The 14348-nt window shown below is 72.8% G+C and carries 13 protein-coding genes; 2 read left to right on the forward strand and 11 right to left on the reverse strand.

Translation table 11 applies throughout. From position 1 onward, the window contains the following. The first annotated feature begins 6 nt into the window (after positions 1 to 6). Entirely contained in the window at positions 7 to 498 is a 492-nt protein-coding gene (locus tag AF1_RS11155; protein WP_067796201.1) for a MarR family winged helix-turn-helix transcriptional regulator, read from the forward strand. Here the strand turns inward: AF1_RS11155 and AF1_RS11160 are convergent. The 10 genes from AF1_RS11160 to metG all read right to left on the reverse strand — a co-directional run bounded on the left by AF1_RS11160 (position 495) and on the right by metG (position 10729). After that, positions 495 to 1610 carry an amidase gene (locus AF1_RS11160; protein ID WP_067796204.1) on the reverse strand — a complete coding sequence of 372 codons (1116 nt, stop codon included), beginning with the start codon at positions 1608 to 1610 and terminating at the stop codon, positions 495 to 497. The genes AF1_RS11155 and AF1_RS11160 overlap by 4 nt on opposite strands. A gap of 48 nt (positions 1611 to 1658) precedes the next feature. Beyond that, entirely contained in the window at positions 1659 to 3416 is a 1758-nt protein-coding gene (locus AF1_RS11165; protein ID WP_067796208.1) for an ABC-F family ATP-binding cassette domain-containing protein, read from the reverse strand. Positions 3417 to 3477: 61 nt separating this feature from the next. Beyond that, positions 3478 to 3732: a hypothetical protein gene (locus tag AF1_RS11170; RefSeq protein ID WP_067796211.1), complete on the reverse strand. Its 255-nt coding sequence runs from the start codon at positions 3730 to 3732 to the stop codon at positions 3478 to 3480. Positions 3733 to 3782: 50 nt separating this feature from the next. Further along, on the reverse strand, positions 3783 to 3923 hold the full coding sequence (locus tag AF1_RS34240; protein ID WP_157419168.1) for a hypothetical protein: 141 nt from the start codon (positions 3921 to 3923) through the stop codon (positions 3783 to 3785). Positions 3924 to 4044: 121 nt separating this feature from the next. Beyond that, positions 4045 to 4965: a 4-(cytidine 5'-diphospho)-2-C-methyl-D-erythritol kinase gene (locus AF1_RS11175; RefSeq protein WP_131732509.1), complete on the reverse strand. Its 921-nt coding sequence runs from the start codon at positions 4963 to 4965 to the stop codon at positions 4045 to 4047. 75 nt (positions 4966 to 5040) lie between these two features. Next, complete coding sequence (locus AF1_RS11180; protein ID WP_242608718.1) at positions 5041 to 6153, reverse strand: glycoside hydrolase family 26 protein; 1113 nt, start codon at positions 6151 to 6153, stop codon at positions 5041 to 5043. Between the two features lie 69 nt (positions 6154 to 6222). After that, entirely contained in the window at positions 6223 to 7104 is an 882-nt protein-coding gene (gene rsmA, locus AF1_RS11185; RefSeq protein WP_067796217.1) for a 16S rRNA (adenine(1518)-N(6)/adenine(1519)-N(6))-dimethyltransferase RsmA, read from the reverse strand. 17 nt (positions 7105 to 7121) lie between these two features. After that, complete coding sequence (locus tag AF1_RS11190) at positions 7122 to 7922, reverse strand: transglycosylase family protein (RefSeq protein ID WP_242608717.1); 801 nt, start codon at positions 7920 to 7922, stop codon at positions 7122 to 7124. Between the two features lie 192 nt (positions 7923 to 8114). Then, entirely contained in the window at positions 8115 to 8939 is an 825-nt protein-coding gene (locus AF1_RS11195; RefSeq protein ID WP_067796222.1) for a TatD family hydrolase, read from the reverse strand. Beyond that, entirely contained in the window at positions 8936 to 10729 is a 1794-nt protein-coding gene (gene metG, locus AF1_RS11200) for a methionine--tRNA ligase (RefSeq protein WP_067796225.1), read from the reverse strand. The genes AF1_RS11195 and metG overlap by 4 nt, the downstream gene beginning before the upstream one ends. Positions 10730 to 10863: 134 nt before the next feature. Between metG and AF1_RS11205 the strand changes: the two genes are divergently transcribed. Then, entirely contained in the window at positions 10864 to 12480 is a 1617-nt protein-coding gene (locus tag AF1_RS11205) for an ArnT family glycosyltransferase (RefSeq protein WP_131732506.1), read from the forward strand. On the opposite strand, the gene AF1_RS11210 is transcribed toward AF1_RS11205, so the two are convergent. Then, positions 12477 to 14333: a hypothetical protein gene (locus AF1_RS11210; protein WP_067796228.1), complete on the reverse strand. Its 1857-nt coding sequence runs from the start codon at positions 14331 to 14333 to the stop codon at positions 12477 to 12479. The two genes, AF1_RS11205 and AF1_RS11210, sit on opposite strands and share 4 nt — an antisense overlap. Positions 14334 to 14348 lie beyond the last annotated feature (15 nt).

A 14348-nucleotide genomic window follows, 5' to 3' on the forward strand; every position in this document is an offset into this window, starting at 1 on the left:
GACCGCATGGGCGATGAGGTCGACCGGCTGGTCGAGGCGTGGAAGGCCGAGCGTCCGGATCTGGACGTCCGGCCGCTGCAGGTCCTCAGCCGCGTGTCCCGGCTCGCCCGGCATCTCGACCGCGCCCGGCGCGCGGTGTTCGCGGCGCACGATATGGAGTCGTGGGAGTTCGACGTCCTGACCGCGCTGCGCCGGGCGGGCGCCCCGTACCAGCTGAGCCCGGGACGGCTGCTGCGTGCGACGCTGGTGACGTCGGGGACGATGACGAACCGCATCGACCGGCTGACGGCGGCGGGCCTGGTCGAGCGGCATCCGGACCCGCAGGACAAGCGCGGCGTGCAGGTCCGCCTCACCGAGGCGGGCCTGACGCGCGTGGACGCGGCGTTCGCCGATCTGCTCGACCGGGAGCAGGCGATCCTGGAGGGCCTCAGCCCCGAGCAGCGCGGCGTCCTGGCCGATCTGCTCCGTACCCTCCTGATCCCCTTCGACCGCGACTAGGCGAGGGCGGCCTCCAGGGCGGCGGCCAGGCCGCAGAGTTCCTCTTCACCGCCCGGGGGGCCGATGAGCTGGACGGACGCGGGCAGGTGCGAGCCGGGCAGCGGGACGGGCAGCGCGAACGCGGGGAACCCGGCGACGTTGATCTGGCCGGTCAGCGTGGTGAGCAGCAGGTCGGACTCGTCCGCCTCATCGGGTTCGGGGGCGACGCCGGTCAGCACGGGCAGGGCGATCGCCGGATGGCGGCCCAGGAGCGCGCCCAGTTCGGCCCGGAGCGCCTCCTGGACGCCGATCGCCCAGTCGAGCATCCCGGCCTCGGACACGTCCTTCATCTGCTGGAGGCGCCGGTGGATGCGTCCGCTCAGCTTGGCCGGGTCGCCGAGCAGGTGCCCGTTCTGCCGCCACCCTTCGACGCTGACGATGACGCCGTTGGCGGTGGCCGCCTCCTCGTAGTGCGCGGACGTGACGTCGGTGAGGGGGGCGAGACGGCGCAGCGCGTCGTCGACGGCCGCGTCGATCGCGGGGTCGACGCCGGGCACGCGGAGCCGCGCGATCGGCTGGGACGGCTCGTACGGGACGGGTGTGAACCCGGGTTCGATGAGCCCCATGCCGAGGACGACGGCGGCGACGTCGCGTCCCATCGGCCCGACCACGTCCAGGGTCGGTGACAGCGGATACACCCCGTCGAGGGGCACGCGTCCGTTGGTGGTCTTCAGCCCCGCGATGCCGCAGCATGCCGCCGGGATGCGGATCGATCCGGACGTGTCGGTGCCGAGCGCGACGTCGACCTCGCCGGTGGCGACGGCGACGGCGGAGCCGCTGGAGGAGCCGCCCGGCACGCGGGACGGGTCGAGCGGGTTCACCGGCGTACCGGACCACGGGTTGACGCCGTCGGCGGCCATGCACAGCTCGTTCAGGTTGGCCTTGCCGGCGATGCGGGCGCCCTGCGCGCGGGCGGACGCGACGACGGCGGCGTCCACGGCGGCGGGCCGCGCGTGTTCGGCGATGGCCTCGCAGCCCGCGGTGGTGGGCAGGCCGGCCACGTCCATGGCGTCCTTGACGGCGAGGCGCGGGCCGTCCCCGGGCGCGTCCGTCTGGATGATCCAAGTCGTCATTGGGGGATCATGCCCCGCACCGAACGGGATTCTCCACCGGAGGTTCTGCTAGCCGAGATCCTCGGCGAGCATCAGCCATTCCTCCTCGATACGGGCGGCCTCCGCCTGGATCTCCTTGAGCCGGGCGTCCAGTTCCTGGAGCTTGGCGTAGTCGGTGGCGTGCGCGGCGAGCTGCTCGTGGAGGTCGCTCTCCTGCCCGGCGAGTTTCTCCAGGCGGCGTTCGATCCGGTCGAGTTCCTTGCGGGCCTTCCAGTCCTGCCCGCCCTTGGGTTTCGGCGGTGCGGGCTTCTCGGCGGGCGCCGCGCCCGGTTGGGGGGCGGTTCCGGCGGCGCGGCGTTCGAGGTACTCGTCGACGCCGCCGGGCAGCATCGACACGCGTCCGTCGCCGAGCAGCGCCACGACGTGGTCGGTGATGCGCTCCAGGAAGTACCGGTCGTGGCTGACGACGACGAGCGTGCCGGGCCATCCGTCCAGGAGGTCTTCGACTTCGGTGAGCGTCTCGATGTCGAGGTCGTTGGTGGGTTCGTCCAGGAGGAGGACGTTGGGTTCCCCCATGAGCAGCCGGAGAAGCTGCAGGCGGCGCCTTTCGCCGCCGGACAGGTCACCGACGGGCGTCCACTGCCGGTCACCGGAGAAGCCGAGCCGCTCCAGCAGCTGGCTCGCCGTCCATTCGCGTTTGCCGACCGTGATGCGGCGCCGGATCTCCTCCACCGACTCCAGGACGCGCCGGGACGGGTCGAGTTCCTCCAGGTTCTGCGACAGATGCGCGAGCTGGACGGTCTTGCCCTGCACCACCTCGCCCGCGACCGGCCGGACGGAGCCGTCCAGCAGGCGCAGCAGCGTGCTCTTGCCGCTGCCGTTGACACCGACGAGACCGACCCGGTCGCCGGGGCCGAGCCGCCAGGTCATCCGGTGGAACAGCTCCCGGTCGCCGACCTCGACGGTCACGCCCTCGATGTCGTAGACGGTCTTGCCGAGCCGCGCGGTCGCGAACCGGGTCAGCTCGACCGCGTCGCGCAGCGGCGGCTCGTCGGCGATGAGGGCCTGCGCGGCGTCGACCCGGAACTTCGGCTTGGAGGTGCGGGCCTGCGGGCCGCGGCGCAGCCACGCGAGTTCCTTGCGCAGGAGGTTCTGCCGTTTGGCCTCGGTGGCCGCGGCGATCCGGGCGCGTTCGGCCTTGGCGAGGACGTAGGAGGAGTAGCCCCCCTCGTAGCGTTCGACGCGGCCGTCGACGACCTCCCACGTCCGGTCGGTGACCTCGTCGAGGAACCAGCGGTCGTGGGTGACGGCGAGCAGCGCGACCTTGCGGCCCTTCAGGTGCCGGGCGAGCCAGTCGATCGCCTCGATGTCGAGGTGGTTGGTGGGTTCGTCCAGAATCAGCAGGTCGGACTCGGGGACGAGGAGCCGGGCCAGCGCGACCCGGCGCCGTTCCCCGCCCGACATGCCGGCGAGCGGCGCGTCCAGGTCGAGGCCGGCGAGCAGCCCGGCGAGGATCTCGCGGACGCGGACGTCGCCCGCCCACTCGTGCTCGGCGCGGTCGCCCAGCACCACGGACCGGACGGTCGCGCCGTCCGGGAAGACGTCCCGCTGGATCAGGTAGCCGAGCCGCAGGCCGCGGGCGTGGGTGACGCGCCCGGCGTCGGGTTCGGTCTCGCGGGCGAGGACGGACACGAGGGTGCTCTTGCCGCCGCCGTTGCGGCCGACGACGCCGACGCGGTCGCCCTCGTCCAGGCCGAGGGAGACGGCGTCGAGCAGCGGCGTGGGCCCGTAGGCCTTGGCGACGTTCTCAAGGTTGATCAGATTCACGACGCCATCAACCCTATTGCCCTCCGCGGACCGCTCGTGCGGCCCGTCCGGGCCCGGACGTTCAGTAACCCGGCGGCGGTCCCGGCTGGCCGGCGGGGCCCGGCTGGCCGGGCGGCCCGGGCTGACCGGGCTGGCCGGGCTGGCCGGGCTGACCGGGCTGACCGGGCTGGCCGGGCGGCGGGTAGGGGGCGCCGGGCGGCCGGTAGGCCGTGCCCGTGCGCTTCCGGGAGCTCACGGCGATGACCACCACGAGGACCACGGCGCCGACCACGGCGAAGACGATGATCGCAACGAGCAGGAGGGAGAGCAGGCTCATGTGCGCCATTCCATGTGTTCTATCCGGGAAAGGGGAGACTCGACAGGAGCCTAACGCCCGCCGGTTTCGCTTGACATGACTTTGTCGGGTGCGTTGCGGCGGAGGTTCCGCTCGCGGCGCACGGCGCGCAGGGCGAGCGTCGCCATCATCGCGACGGCCACGAGGCCCAGCAGGACGGACAGCAACGTCATCGCTTCACCTCACCAGGGGGAGCGGTTCGGCAGGGAATCGTCGTCACGGAGAGTAGGACGCCCGTCGCGCACGGAAAGTTCGCTCATATGTCCGGTACGGTAACCCCTCCGTCACCCCGCGTCAGATAAGCGTCGCGCCGGGGACGGGCCCGGAAGCCCGGACGATCTGCCGGGCGACGTCGGCGCCGTCCAGCGCGTCGGCGAGGTCGGCGGCGTCCTCGCCGGTCTCGGCGAGGAACGCGCAGGTGGGGCCGGAACCGGAGACGAGCGCGCCGATCGCGCCCAGGTCGCGGCCGGCGTCGAGGGTGCGGCGCAGCGACGGGCGCAGCGACAGCGCGGCGGGCTGCAGGTCGTTGGACAGCGCGGCGCCGAGGCCCTTGGCGTCGCCGGTGGCGAGCGCGGTCATCAGCTCGGCGGCCACGGCCGGACGCGCGGCCGGCTGCCCCGCCTCCTGGCGGAGCCGGTCGCATTCGCCGTAGACGGCGGGGGTGGACAGGCCGCCGTCGGCGGTCGCGAACACCCAGTGGAAGGTGCCGCGGGTGAGGGCGGGGGTGAGCCGCTCGCCGCGTCCGACGCCGACGGCGGTACCGCCGAGGACGGCGAACGGCACGTCGCTGCCGAGGCCCGCGCCGATCTCCATCAGGTCGTCCCGGGTCAGGACGGGCCGCTCCCGGTCGTCCCACAGCCGGGCGCAGGCGACCAGCGCGGCGGCGGCGTCGGCGCTGCCGCCCGCCATGCCGCCCGCGACCGGGATCGCCTTGCGGATCCTCAGCGTGACGTGGGGGTCGACGCCGAGCCGGTCCGCGACGAGCCGGGCGGCCTTCGCCGCGAGGTTGTCCTCGCCGGTGGGGACGCCGTCGATCGCCACCCGCGAGTGGGGTGCGGCCTGGACACGGACCTCCAGCCGCCGCGCGGGCTCGGCCGTGACCATGTCGAACAGGGACACGGCGTGGAACACGTTGACGAGGTCGTGATAGCCGTCGTCTCGGATCGGCCCCACGCCGAGCTGGAGGTTGACCTTGGCGGGGACGCGTACGGTCACTGCGCTCACGATCGAAACCCTACGGGTAAAGCGGCCGCCGGGGGGCGGGGGGCGCCCCCCATGGACTCGAACGGCTCAGCCGCCGCTGGTGACGGGGAGGTTGCGGGGGTTGAAGTAGGGGGTGGTCGCCAGTTCGCGCAGCGCGGACATCGCGGGCTTGTCGCCCGTCAGCGAGTAGGCGCGGCGCTTGTCGCGGGCGTCCTCGGCCTGCTCGTCGGTGTCGAAGTACACGACGGCCTTGACCTGGGGGTCCTGCAGGGTCTTGGCGGCCTCGCGAAGCCACTGGGCGCGGCGCGTGCCGTAGGACTTCGGCACCCCGAACTCGGCGATCATGATGGGTTTGTGCCGCTCGCGGGCCCACCCCATGAACAGCTTCACGGCCTCGGACAGGTCGCGGTAGTCGTAGTCGCCGCCGGGCTGGGCGTCGGCGCAGATCCAGTCGACCTGGTCGTCTCCGGGGTAGTAGGCGTCGGCGTTGCCGCGGCCGAAGCCGCGGGCGGTGGGGCACCACACCCAGGCGACGTTGTCGACCTTCTCCCGTTCGAAGATCGTCCGCAGGTGCTTCCACGCGGCGACGAAGTCGGCCGGGGTGTGGACGCGCTTCTCGGCGGACGACTTGTCCATGTCCCGGGACCAGCGCAGGAACACCGGCTTGCCGAGGTCCTTCACGGCGCGGGCGCGGCGCTTGATGAGGGCGTCGTGCTTGCCCTGGACGATCTCCCGGGTGTCGGCACCGCCCCAGGTCAGCAGGAGGTAGCGGTCGCTGTCGGTGACGGACTTCTCCAGGCCGCCAGGGAAGTCGCTCTTCCAGGTGCGGTAGCTCTGCACGATGTCGAGCCGCCGTCCGAGCCGCTGCTCGAAGCCGGCGATGGGCGCCATTCCGGGCTTGCCGGCGTCCTTCGCGGACGGCGCCCCCGGCGGCATCCCGGACGGGGACGAGGTGGGGGACGAGCTCGCGGACGGCGCCGGCCCGCCGGCGCCCTCCGGCGGCACCCAGGCGCCGAAGTAGGCGCCCTTCGGCGGCGGGACGGGCGCGACACCGGCCCGCGCCGTCGTCGTGATCTTCGGTACCGCGTCCGCACCGTCCCCGCAGCCGGCCGCGACCGTCGCGACCATGGCCGCGGTCGCGAGCAGCGCCGTCCCCACGAGGGGCCAGCTGGTCCGCGCCGTCCGCGAACGCGCCTTCACATCGACCTCCGGCTCGTGCTGATGATTGGTGCCCCTGATGCGGGGGCCGCCCCCGGGGGAAGCGCCCGCCTAGGGGTTCGGGGAGTGATCTCCCCGGCGTGAAGGACCATACTCGGCAATGCGGGCGAAGGCGGCCACGTCCAGCGCTTCGCCTCTGGCTCGCGGGTCGACGCCCGCGGCGCGCAGGGCGTCCTCGGCGGCGGCCGCGGAGCCCGCCCAGCCCGCCAGCGCGGCGCGCAGCGTCTTGCGGCGCTGCGCGAACGCGGCGTCGACCACCGCGAACACCTCGCCGCGGGACGCCGTGGTCGGCGGCGGGTCGCGGCGGGTGAACGCGACCAGCCCGGAATCCACGTTCGGCGCGGGCCAGAACACCGCCCGCCCGACGGCGCCGGCGCGGCGCGCGTCCCCGTACCAGGCGAGCTTCACCGACGGCACCCCGTAGACCCTGGAGCCGGGCGCCGCGGTCATCCGGTCGGCGACCTCGGCCTGCACCATGACCAGCGCGGTCCGCAGCGCCGGCAGGGTGGCCAGCAGGTGCAGGACGACCGGGACGGCGACGTTGTAGGGCAGGTTCGCGACCAGCGCGGTCGGGGCCGGCCCCGGCACGTGTGTGATCTTCATCGCGTCGGCGCGCACGACCTCCAGCCGTCCCGCGAGGCCGGGTTCGCGCGCCGCGACCGTGGCGGGCAGCTCGGCGGCCAGCACCGGGTCGATCTCCACCGCGACGACACGCCGCACCTCGGGCAGCAGCGCGAGCGTCAGCGACCCCAGCCCCGGTCCGACCTCGATGACGACGTCATCGGCGGACGTTCCGGCCGTCCGGACGATCCGCCGGACGGTGTTGGCGTCGATGACGAAGTTCTGCCCCAGCGCCTTCGTCGGCCTGATGCCGAGCCGTGCGGCCAGCTCGCGCACGTCCGCCGGCCCGAGCAGCCCCCGTGTCTCCCCCATCCGGTGATTGTTTCAGCTCAGGAGAACAGGTACTTACCGCAGTTGGGCCATTGCCCCTGCCAGCGGCCGTTGACCTTGTTGTAGAGGAGCTGGGCGCGGTAGGTCTGCTCACCCGCGCTGGCATCGGACGGCTTGCCCGTGCCGCCGACCGACGTCCAGGTGGCCATGGAGAACTGGTAGAGGCCGTAGTAGCCGGCCGGGTTCACCGACTTCGGGTTGCCGCCCGACTCGCACTTGGCGAGCCCCGCCCAGTTCAGCCGCGCCGCCGAGCCGGTCCCCGCCGACTTCGGGCCGACCGCCACGATCCGCGCGACCGGCCTGCGCTTGACCTGCTGCGCGATGACCTTCTTGACCTTCTTGCCCTTGCGCTTGACGTACGCCACCTTGATGATCTTGATGCCGGGGCGGCCCTTGCGCAGTTCCTTCTCGCTCCACGGCGGGACGGACGAGCTGTTCTTGCGGATCGTCGGCGCCGGCGTCTTCACGACCTGGACGACCGGCGCGGACAGCAGCCTCATGATCTTGATGATCTCCCCGGCGGGCCGGTCGGGAGCCGGCTTGACCAGGTCGTGCGGGCCGAGCGCGATCTTCGCCTGGTCGAGGACCTGCTGGACGGTCGCGCCCGTCGTCATCGTCTCGGCCTTCTTGCCGTCGACCACGATGACGACCTTGCGCGGCGCGGGGGCGCTGGTCCGCGGCGCATCCGCGACGGGGGCGGTGTTCTTCGGGCCCGCCGATCCGCCGCCGCCGCACGCCGCGGCCAGCATCGCCGTGACCAGCAGAACGGGGACGGCAGGGGCCGCAGGGGGTCGACGCACTGTGCTCCTCCAGGGGGCCGGGCTCGAAGGCGCCCGCTCACCGGGCCAGAGAGTAGAGCCACCCGGACGTCCTCCGCCACCTCATCACCCCCAAAAGCACCGCCTGAGGCGATACGTCCCGGATTTCACCCATGGGGACGCGGGCCGGGCCGTCACCTTTCCGCGGTACCGTCCCGGTGGCCGCCGGGGCCGTCACCAGGGGCCGAAGACGCGTTCTCCGTTCGCGGCGATCGCCGTGCACAGTTCCGCCACGTCCACGCCCTTGACCTCGGCCATCGCCCGCACGGTGTGCGGGATCAGATAGGAGGCGTTCGGCTTGCCCCGGTGCGGGATCGGCGTCAGGAAGGGCGCGTCGGTCTCCACCAGCAGCAGATCGAGCGGCGCCGCCCGCAGCGCGTCCCGCAGCGGCTCCGCGTTCTTGAACGTGACGTTCCCGGCGAAACTCATCAGGTAGCCGTGCTCGGCGCAGATCCCGGCCATGCGGGCGTCACCGGAGAAGCAGTGGAACACCACCTTCTCCGGCGCGCCCTCCTCGGCCAGGATCGCGAGCACGTCGTCGTGGGCGTCGCGGTCGTGGATGACCAGCGCCCTCCCGGTCCGCTTGGCGATCTCGATGTGGCCGCGGAACGAGCGGTGCTGGTCGTCCTTCGGCGCCCAGTCCCGGTAGTAGTCGAGGCCCGTCTCGCCGATCGCGCGGACCTTCGGGTGCGCCGCCAGCCGCGCCACGTCCTCCAGGACCGCGTCGGAGATCCCCGTGGTCTCGTTCGGGTGGATCGCGACCGCCGCGTACACGTCGTCGAACTCGGCGGCGGCGTCCACCGCGAACCGGGACGACGGCAGGTCGCAGCCGATCGTGACGATCCGGGTGACGCCCGCCGCGCTCGCCGCCTTCAACTGCTCCTCCAGCGGCGTCCCGACGATGTCGAGATGGCAGTGGCTGTCGAAGACGTCCACGGGCAGGCGCTCGGGAAGCGGCGGGTAGGACCGTGCGACCTGCCCGTCCTCGTCCCGGGTCACGAGCTCTCCAGCCGCGCGAGCTCCTCGTCCACCACGGACGCGTCCAGCTTCTTGAACAGCGGTGTCGGCTTGGCCAGCGGCACGCCCGGCTTGACCGGCGTGGACTCCCAGCGCGCCTCGGTCGCGTAGTCGCCGGTCAGGACGCGGTAGTCGGGGCCGCCCTCCTCCGACACGGTCTCAAGCTCCGGCATGCCGCTCCACACGCCCTCGCCGCCGAGCATCTCGTAGACCTTCTGCGACGAGTTCGGCAGGAACGGCGTCAGCAGCGTCTTCGCGTCGTCCACGACCTGGAGCGCGGTGTGCAGGATCGACTGGACGCGGGCCGGGTCGTCCTTCAGCTTCCACGGCGCCTGGTCCGACAGGTACCTGTTGGCGTCGCGGACGACCTCCAGCGCCTCGGTGATCGAGCTCTTGAACCGGGACCGCTGGAGTTCCGCGCCCACCTTCGCGAACGCGCCCCGGCTGCGCTCCAGCAGTGCCCGGTCGGCGTCGGTGAGGTCGCCCGCCTCCGGGATCGCGCCGAAGTTCTTCGCCGCCATGTTCACCGACCGGTTGACGAGGTTGCCCCACGCGGCGACCAGTTCGTCGTTGTTGCGGCGGACGAACTCCGCCCAGGTGAAGTCGGTGTCCTGGTTCTCGGGACCGGCGACCGCGACGTAGTAGCGCAGCGCGTCCACGTCGTAGCGCTCCAGGAAGTCCTTCACGTAGATGACGACGTTGCGGGACGAGGAGAACTTTCGGCCCTCCATCGTCAGGAACTCCGACGACACGACCTCGGTCGGGACGTTCAGCGCGCCCAGCGAGCCGGGCGTGCCGCCCCTGTCGCCCTGGCCGCCGTAGCCGAGCAGCATCGCCGGCCAGATCTCGGTGTGGAAGACGATGTTGTCCTTGCCCATGAAGTAGTACGACAGGGCGTCCGGGTCCTGCCACCAGGCGCGCCACGCCTCCGGGTCGCCGGACCGCTTCGCCCACTCCACGGACGCGGAAAAGTAGCCGATGACCGCGTCGAACCACACGTACAGCTTCTTCGCCGGGTTGTCGCGCCAGCCGTCCAGCGGGATCGGCACGCCCCAGTCGAGGTCCCGGCTGATCGCCCGCGGCTGCAGGTCGTTCAGCAGGTTCAGCGAGAACTTCACGACGTTCGTGCGCCAGTGGCCCTCCTTGCCGCGCAGGTAGCGGCCGAGGACCTCGGTGAACGCGGGCAGGTCGAGCATGAAGTGCTCGGTCTCCACGAACTTCGGCGTCTCGCCGTTGATCCGCGACACCGGGTTGATCAGGTCGATCGGGTCGAGCTGGTTGCCGCAGTTGTCGCACTGGTCGCCGCGCGCGCCGTCGTACCCGCAGATCGGGCAGGTGCCCTCGATGTAGCGGTCCGGGAGGGTCCGCCCGGTGGACGGCGAGATCGCGCCCATCGTCTTCGTCGGGAAGATGTACCCGTTGTCATACAGGCCCTTGAAGACCTCCTGCACGACCGCGTAGTGGTTGCGCGTCGTCGTGCGGGTGAACAGGTCGTACGACATGCCGAGGCGGTACAGGTCCTCGGCGATCACGCCGCTGTAGCGGTCGGCCAGCTCGCGGGCGGTCACGCCCTCCTTGTCGGCCTGCACCTGGATCGGCGTGCCGTGCTCGTCGGTGCCGCTGACCATCAGGACCTTGTTGCCCGCCATCCGCTGGTAGCGGCTGAACATGTCGGCGGGCAGCGCGAAACCGGAGACGTGCCCGATGTGACGGGGCCCGTTGGCGTACGGCCATGCGGGCGCGGTCAAGATATGGCGGCTTGACGAGGACATGAAGTCAAGGGTAGTCGCGTCACGGTGGCCGCGGCACGCGAGTAACCTGGTCCGGGTCCCGGGGGCAGGACATTCGGCGGCGCACCCTTCTCTTCCATGCGCGCACCATCTTTCGCGGAGGCGGGAACCCAGGCATGGCCCAGACCACGTCCGACCAGGCCGCCGAACGGGCGGCGACCGGCACCGAGCCGGACGGGCGGCCCCGGAGCCTGCCCGCGCGGCTGATCGGGCGGGCCCGGCGGACGCGGCGCGTGGTGTGGCTGTCCCTGCTGGTCGCGGTGTCCGCGGTGCTCGCCCAGTGGGCGGTCATGCCGCCGCCGCTGTACTTCGACCCGTACTACGTGTGGCTCGCCGCCCGCGACTGGCCCGACATCCCGCTCGCCCAGTGGCCGTTCGACGAGGTCCCCCACCAGGTCACCCGGATCGGCCTGGTGCTGCCGGCGCGGCTCGTCCAGGAGGTTCTCGGGCCCGGCCAGGCCGCCTACTTCACCGTCGCGGCGCTCGGCGGGATCGCGTTCTTCACCGGGACGTACCTGGTCGTCCGGTCGCTGTTCGGGGACGTGGCGGGCGTGGCGTCCGCGGCGATCCTGCTGGTCCACCCGTTCTTCACGATGACGAACCCGTTCGGCCACGAGACCACCTGGTCGACCGGGGTGATGCTGCCGGACATGCCGGGCGCCGGGCTGTTCGCCATCGGGATGGCGGGCCTCGTCGTCGCGAGCCGCCGCACCGGACGCGCCCAGACCCGGATGCTGCTCGCCGCCGGGGCGTTCCTCGGCACGTCGTTCCTGGTCCGCGAGTTCCTGGCGTTCCTGTTCCTCGCGATCCCCGCCTACCTGGCGCTGCTGCGGATCCCGTGGCGGCGCAACATCACGGTCGGCGCGCCGATGCTCGCGATCCTGGTGCTCAACTTCGTCCACAACCAGCTGGTGTGGGGCAGCCCGCTCGCCGGGCTGATGTCGGCGGCCACGCACGGCGGCCAGTCCCGCGACTACGTGACCCGCACGCTCGCCGCCCTGTCGTTCCTGCGCGCGATGCACGACTGGAACCCGCTCGGGGTCGTCTTCACCGCCGCGCTCGCCCTGACGATCGTCGGCTGGGTCGTCACCCGTGACCGGCGCCTCGCGCTGGTGCTGGTGTGGTTCCTCGCCCTCGCCGTCCCGCTGACGGTCTTCTCCGGGGTCCTCGACCCCGACGACATCAAGCTGCGGGCATGGCTCCAGCGGTACTGGTTCTCGGTGCTGCCCGCGCTGCTCGCCGGCGGGTTCGGGTCGCTGATCCTGATGTTCCGGATGCTGCCCGCCGGGCGGGTGTCCCGGCTGCGGGCCGTCGCCGTGCCCGTCCTCGCGGTCGCGCTCGGCGGGACGTACACGGTCGCGGCCGTCCGCGCCGTCCCCGACCTGCCGCGCGACAAGGCGTGGCACGAACTGCGCGGCTACCTGCGCGGGCACCGCGACATCACGCTGATCTGCGCCGACCGGCGGCTCGCGCAGACCCTCACGTTCTACACGCGCGACATGTGGGGCGACCGGATCTGGCGGGGCGAGATCCGCGACTTCCCGCACTACATGCCGCAGATCCCGCGGAACGCGATGGAGGGCCCGATGCTCTACACGCGCTGGCGCGGGATGGAGTCGCAGATCGCCGCCGGCTGGCGCCCCTCCCCCGCCGAGGGCTGGACGCTGATGTGGCGCTCGTCCGACGGCGTCCTGCAGTTGTGGAACCCGCCTCCCCTCCCGCCGGAGGACTAGCGGGTCCAGGCGACCCAGTCGCCTTCGATGGTGCGGCGGCTGTCGGCGACCTGCCAGCCGGGCGGGGCGCCCTTCGGCCAGGACGCGGTGGCGGGAACGTCCTTCGGCCACGCCAGCACGACCATGTCGACGTTCTGCGGCGGCGCGGTCCACCGGGCGTCGAAGACGCTGCCCTCGCTCCACCAGGCCCAGTAGTACTGCGAGAGCCGGATCGTCCACCAGACGTTCCAGTCGACGGCGATGGAGCGCTGCGCGCGCAGGTCGACGCTGCCGCGCAGGTCGGTGTGCGCGGTCTCGGCGCGTGCCAGCGGCTGCGCGATCCGGTCGATCGCGGTGGCGCACATGGCGACCGCGGCGGCGGCGAGCAGCCCCCCGAGCAGCAGCGGGCCGTGCCGGCGCACCCGGACGGCCGCCACGGACAGCCCCAGCAGGACGAGCCCGGCCGCCGTGGCGCGCCAGAGGCGGAACGCCGTCCAGTCCCAGGTCAGGAGCGACGTCTCCGGGAAGTCGTAGGCCGTGTAGGTGTACCGGCCGAGCAGGTCGCCCGCGTACCACTGGACGACGCCCGCCGCCGCGACCGTCATGACCGCCGCCGCCGCCGACGCCCGCAGCAGCGTCCGCCGCGGGGCGTGCACCAGCACCGCGACCCCGGCGGCGAACAGCACGGGGGCGATGCAGGCGAGATAGCGGCCGTAGACGTAGTTGCCGATGCGGTACTCGACCGGCAGCGCCGCCGAGGTCGCGAACGCGATGCCCGCGACGATCGCGAGGACCGCGAGGGCGAGCGCCCGCGTCCGCCCGGGGCCGCCCGGCAGCGTGCGCGGCGGCCGGACGGCGGCGAACACCACCGCGAGCAGCCCCACCGCCGCCATCCCGCCGGTCGCGACGGCCTGGTACCAGACCTGGCCGGTGCCGAGCGACAGCGTCCAGCCCCACCCGTCGGGCGTGGTGAGCCGCCGGACGACGTTGCCTCCCAGGTCGTTGTCGCCGGACGGGTACATGTGCGGCAGCAGCGACCGGTTCAGCAGCATCCCCGCGGCCGTCGCGGCGGCGAGGACGAGCCCGGCGGCCGACGCGTCCCGCCATGCCCGCCACCGGAGGACCGGCGCGGCGAGCAGCAGCGCCGCGTGCACGGCCAGCAGGATCGCGCCGCGCGTGTGGCAGGTGTAGGCGTAGGCGACCAGCAGCGACGCGCCCGCCCCGCACAGCAGTGGCCGACCCGGCGCGCGGCGGCCGGTCCACCGCGCGGGCGCGGTCAGCCAGGTGTGGACGAGCAGCAGCCAGCCGACGACGATGACCGGCAGGATCGCGTCCGTCAGCGCGAACTCGGAGTAGAACAGCACGCACGGCAGCAGCGCGATCACGTGCGCGAACACATACGACAGGCGGCGCCGCACCCGCAGGCGGCGCAGCAGCAGGTAGGCCAGCGGCAGCATCGCGGCGCTGATCAGCGCGTTGATGACCAGGGCGCCCCGGTAGACGCCGACCGGACCGTCGGCGAACCAGAACGCCGGGGTCAGCAGCAGCGGGTAGCCGCCCCGGTAGACGGTCCCGAACGACATGTCGGCGTCGGGTCCGCCGGTGAGGACGCGGGCGGCGAACAGGTATCCGGACTCGTCCGGCGTCGCGACCGGGATCGTCTGCCCCGCGCCGAGCCACAGCCGCACCGCGACCTGCGCGGCCCAGCCGAGCAGGAACACCCAGGCCCAGCGGCGGCCCCTCCGGGACGGGGCGGCGTCCGGTTGCGCCGGCGTGGCCGGGGGACGCGCGACGACCCGGGAGACGGCCCGGGCGCCCGCCGGTGGACGGGCGCTCACCGGCGCGCGGCGCGCCGGGCGCGGACGGTCGGACAACGAAGATCCATCGCA

Origin of the sequence: Actinomadura formosensis NBRC 14204, from assembly GCF_001552155.1 — a bacterium.
Classification (GTDB): Bacteria; Actinomycetota; Actinomycetes; order Streptosporangiales; family Streptosporangiaceae; genus Spirillospora; species Spirillospora formosensis.

Bases quoted from the DNA above. Each gene is read 5' to 3' on its own strand.
- AF1_RS11155 (WP_067796201.1), top strand. From the start codon at position 7: ATGGGCGATGAGGTCGACCGGCTGGTCGAGGCGTGGAAGGCCGAGCGT.
- AF1_RS11160 (WP_067796204.1), bottom strand. From the start codon at position 1,610: ATGACGACTTGGATCATCCAGACGGACGCGCCCGGGGACGGCCCGCGC.
- AF1_RS11170 (WP_067796211.1), bottom strand. From the start codon at position 3,732: ATGAGCCTGCTCTCCCTCCTGCTCGTTGCGATCATCGTCTTCGCCGTG.
- AF1_RS34240 (WP_157419168.1), bottom strand. From the start codon at position 3,923: ATGACGTTGCTGTCCGTCCTGCTGGGCCTCGTGGCCGTCGCGATGATG.
- rsmA (WP_067796217.1), bottom strand. From the start codon at position 7,104: ATGGGGGAGACACGGGGGCTGCTCGGGCCGGCGGACGTGCGCGAGCTG.
- metG (WP_067796225.1), bottom strand. From the start codon at position 10,729: ATGTCCTCGTCAAGCCGCCATATCTTGACCGCGCCCGCATGGCCGTAC.
- AF1_RS11205 (WP_131732506.1), top strand. From the start codon at position 10,864: ATGGCCCAGACCACGTCCGACCAGGCCGCCGAACGGGCGGCGACCGGC.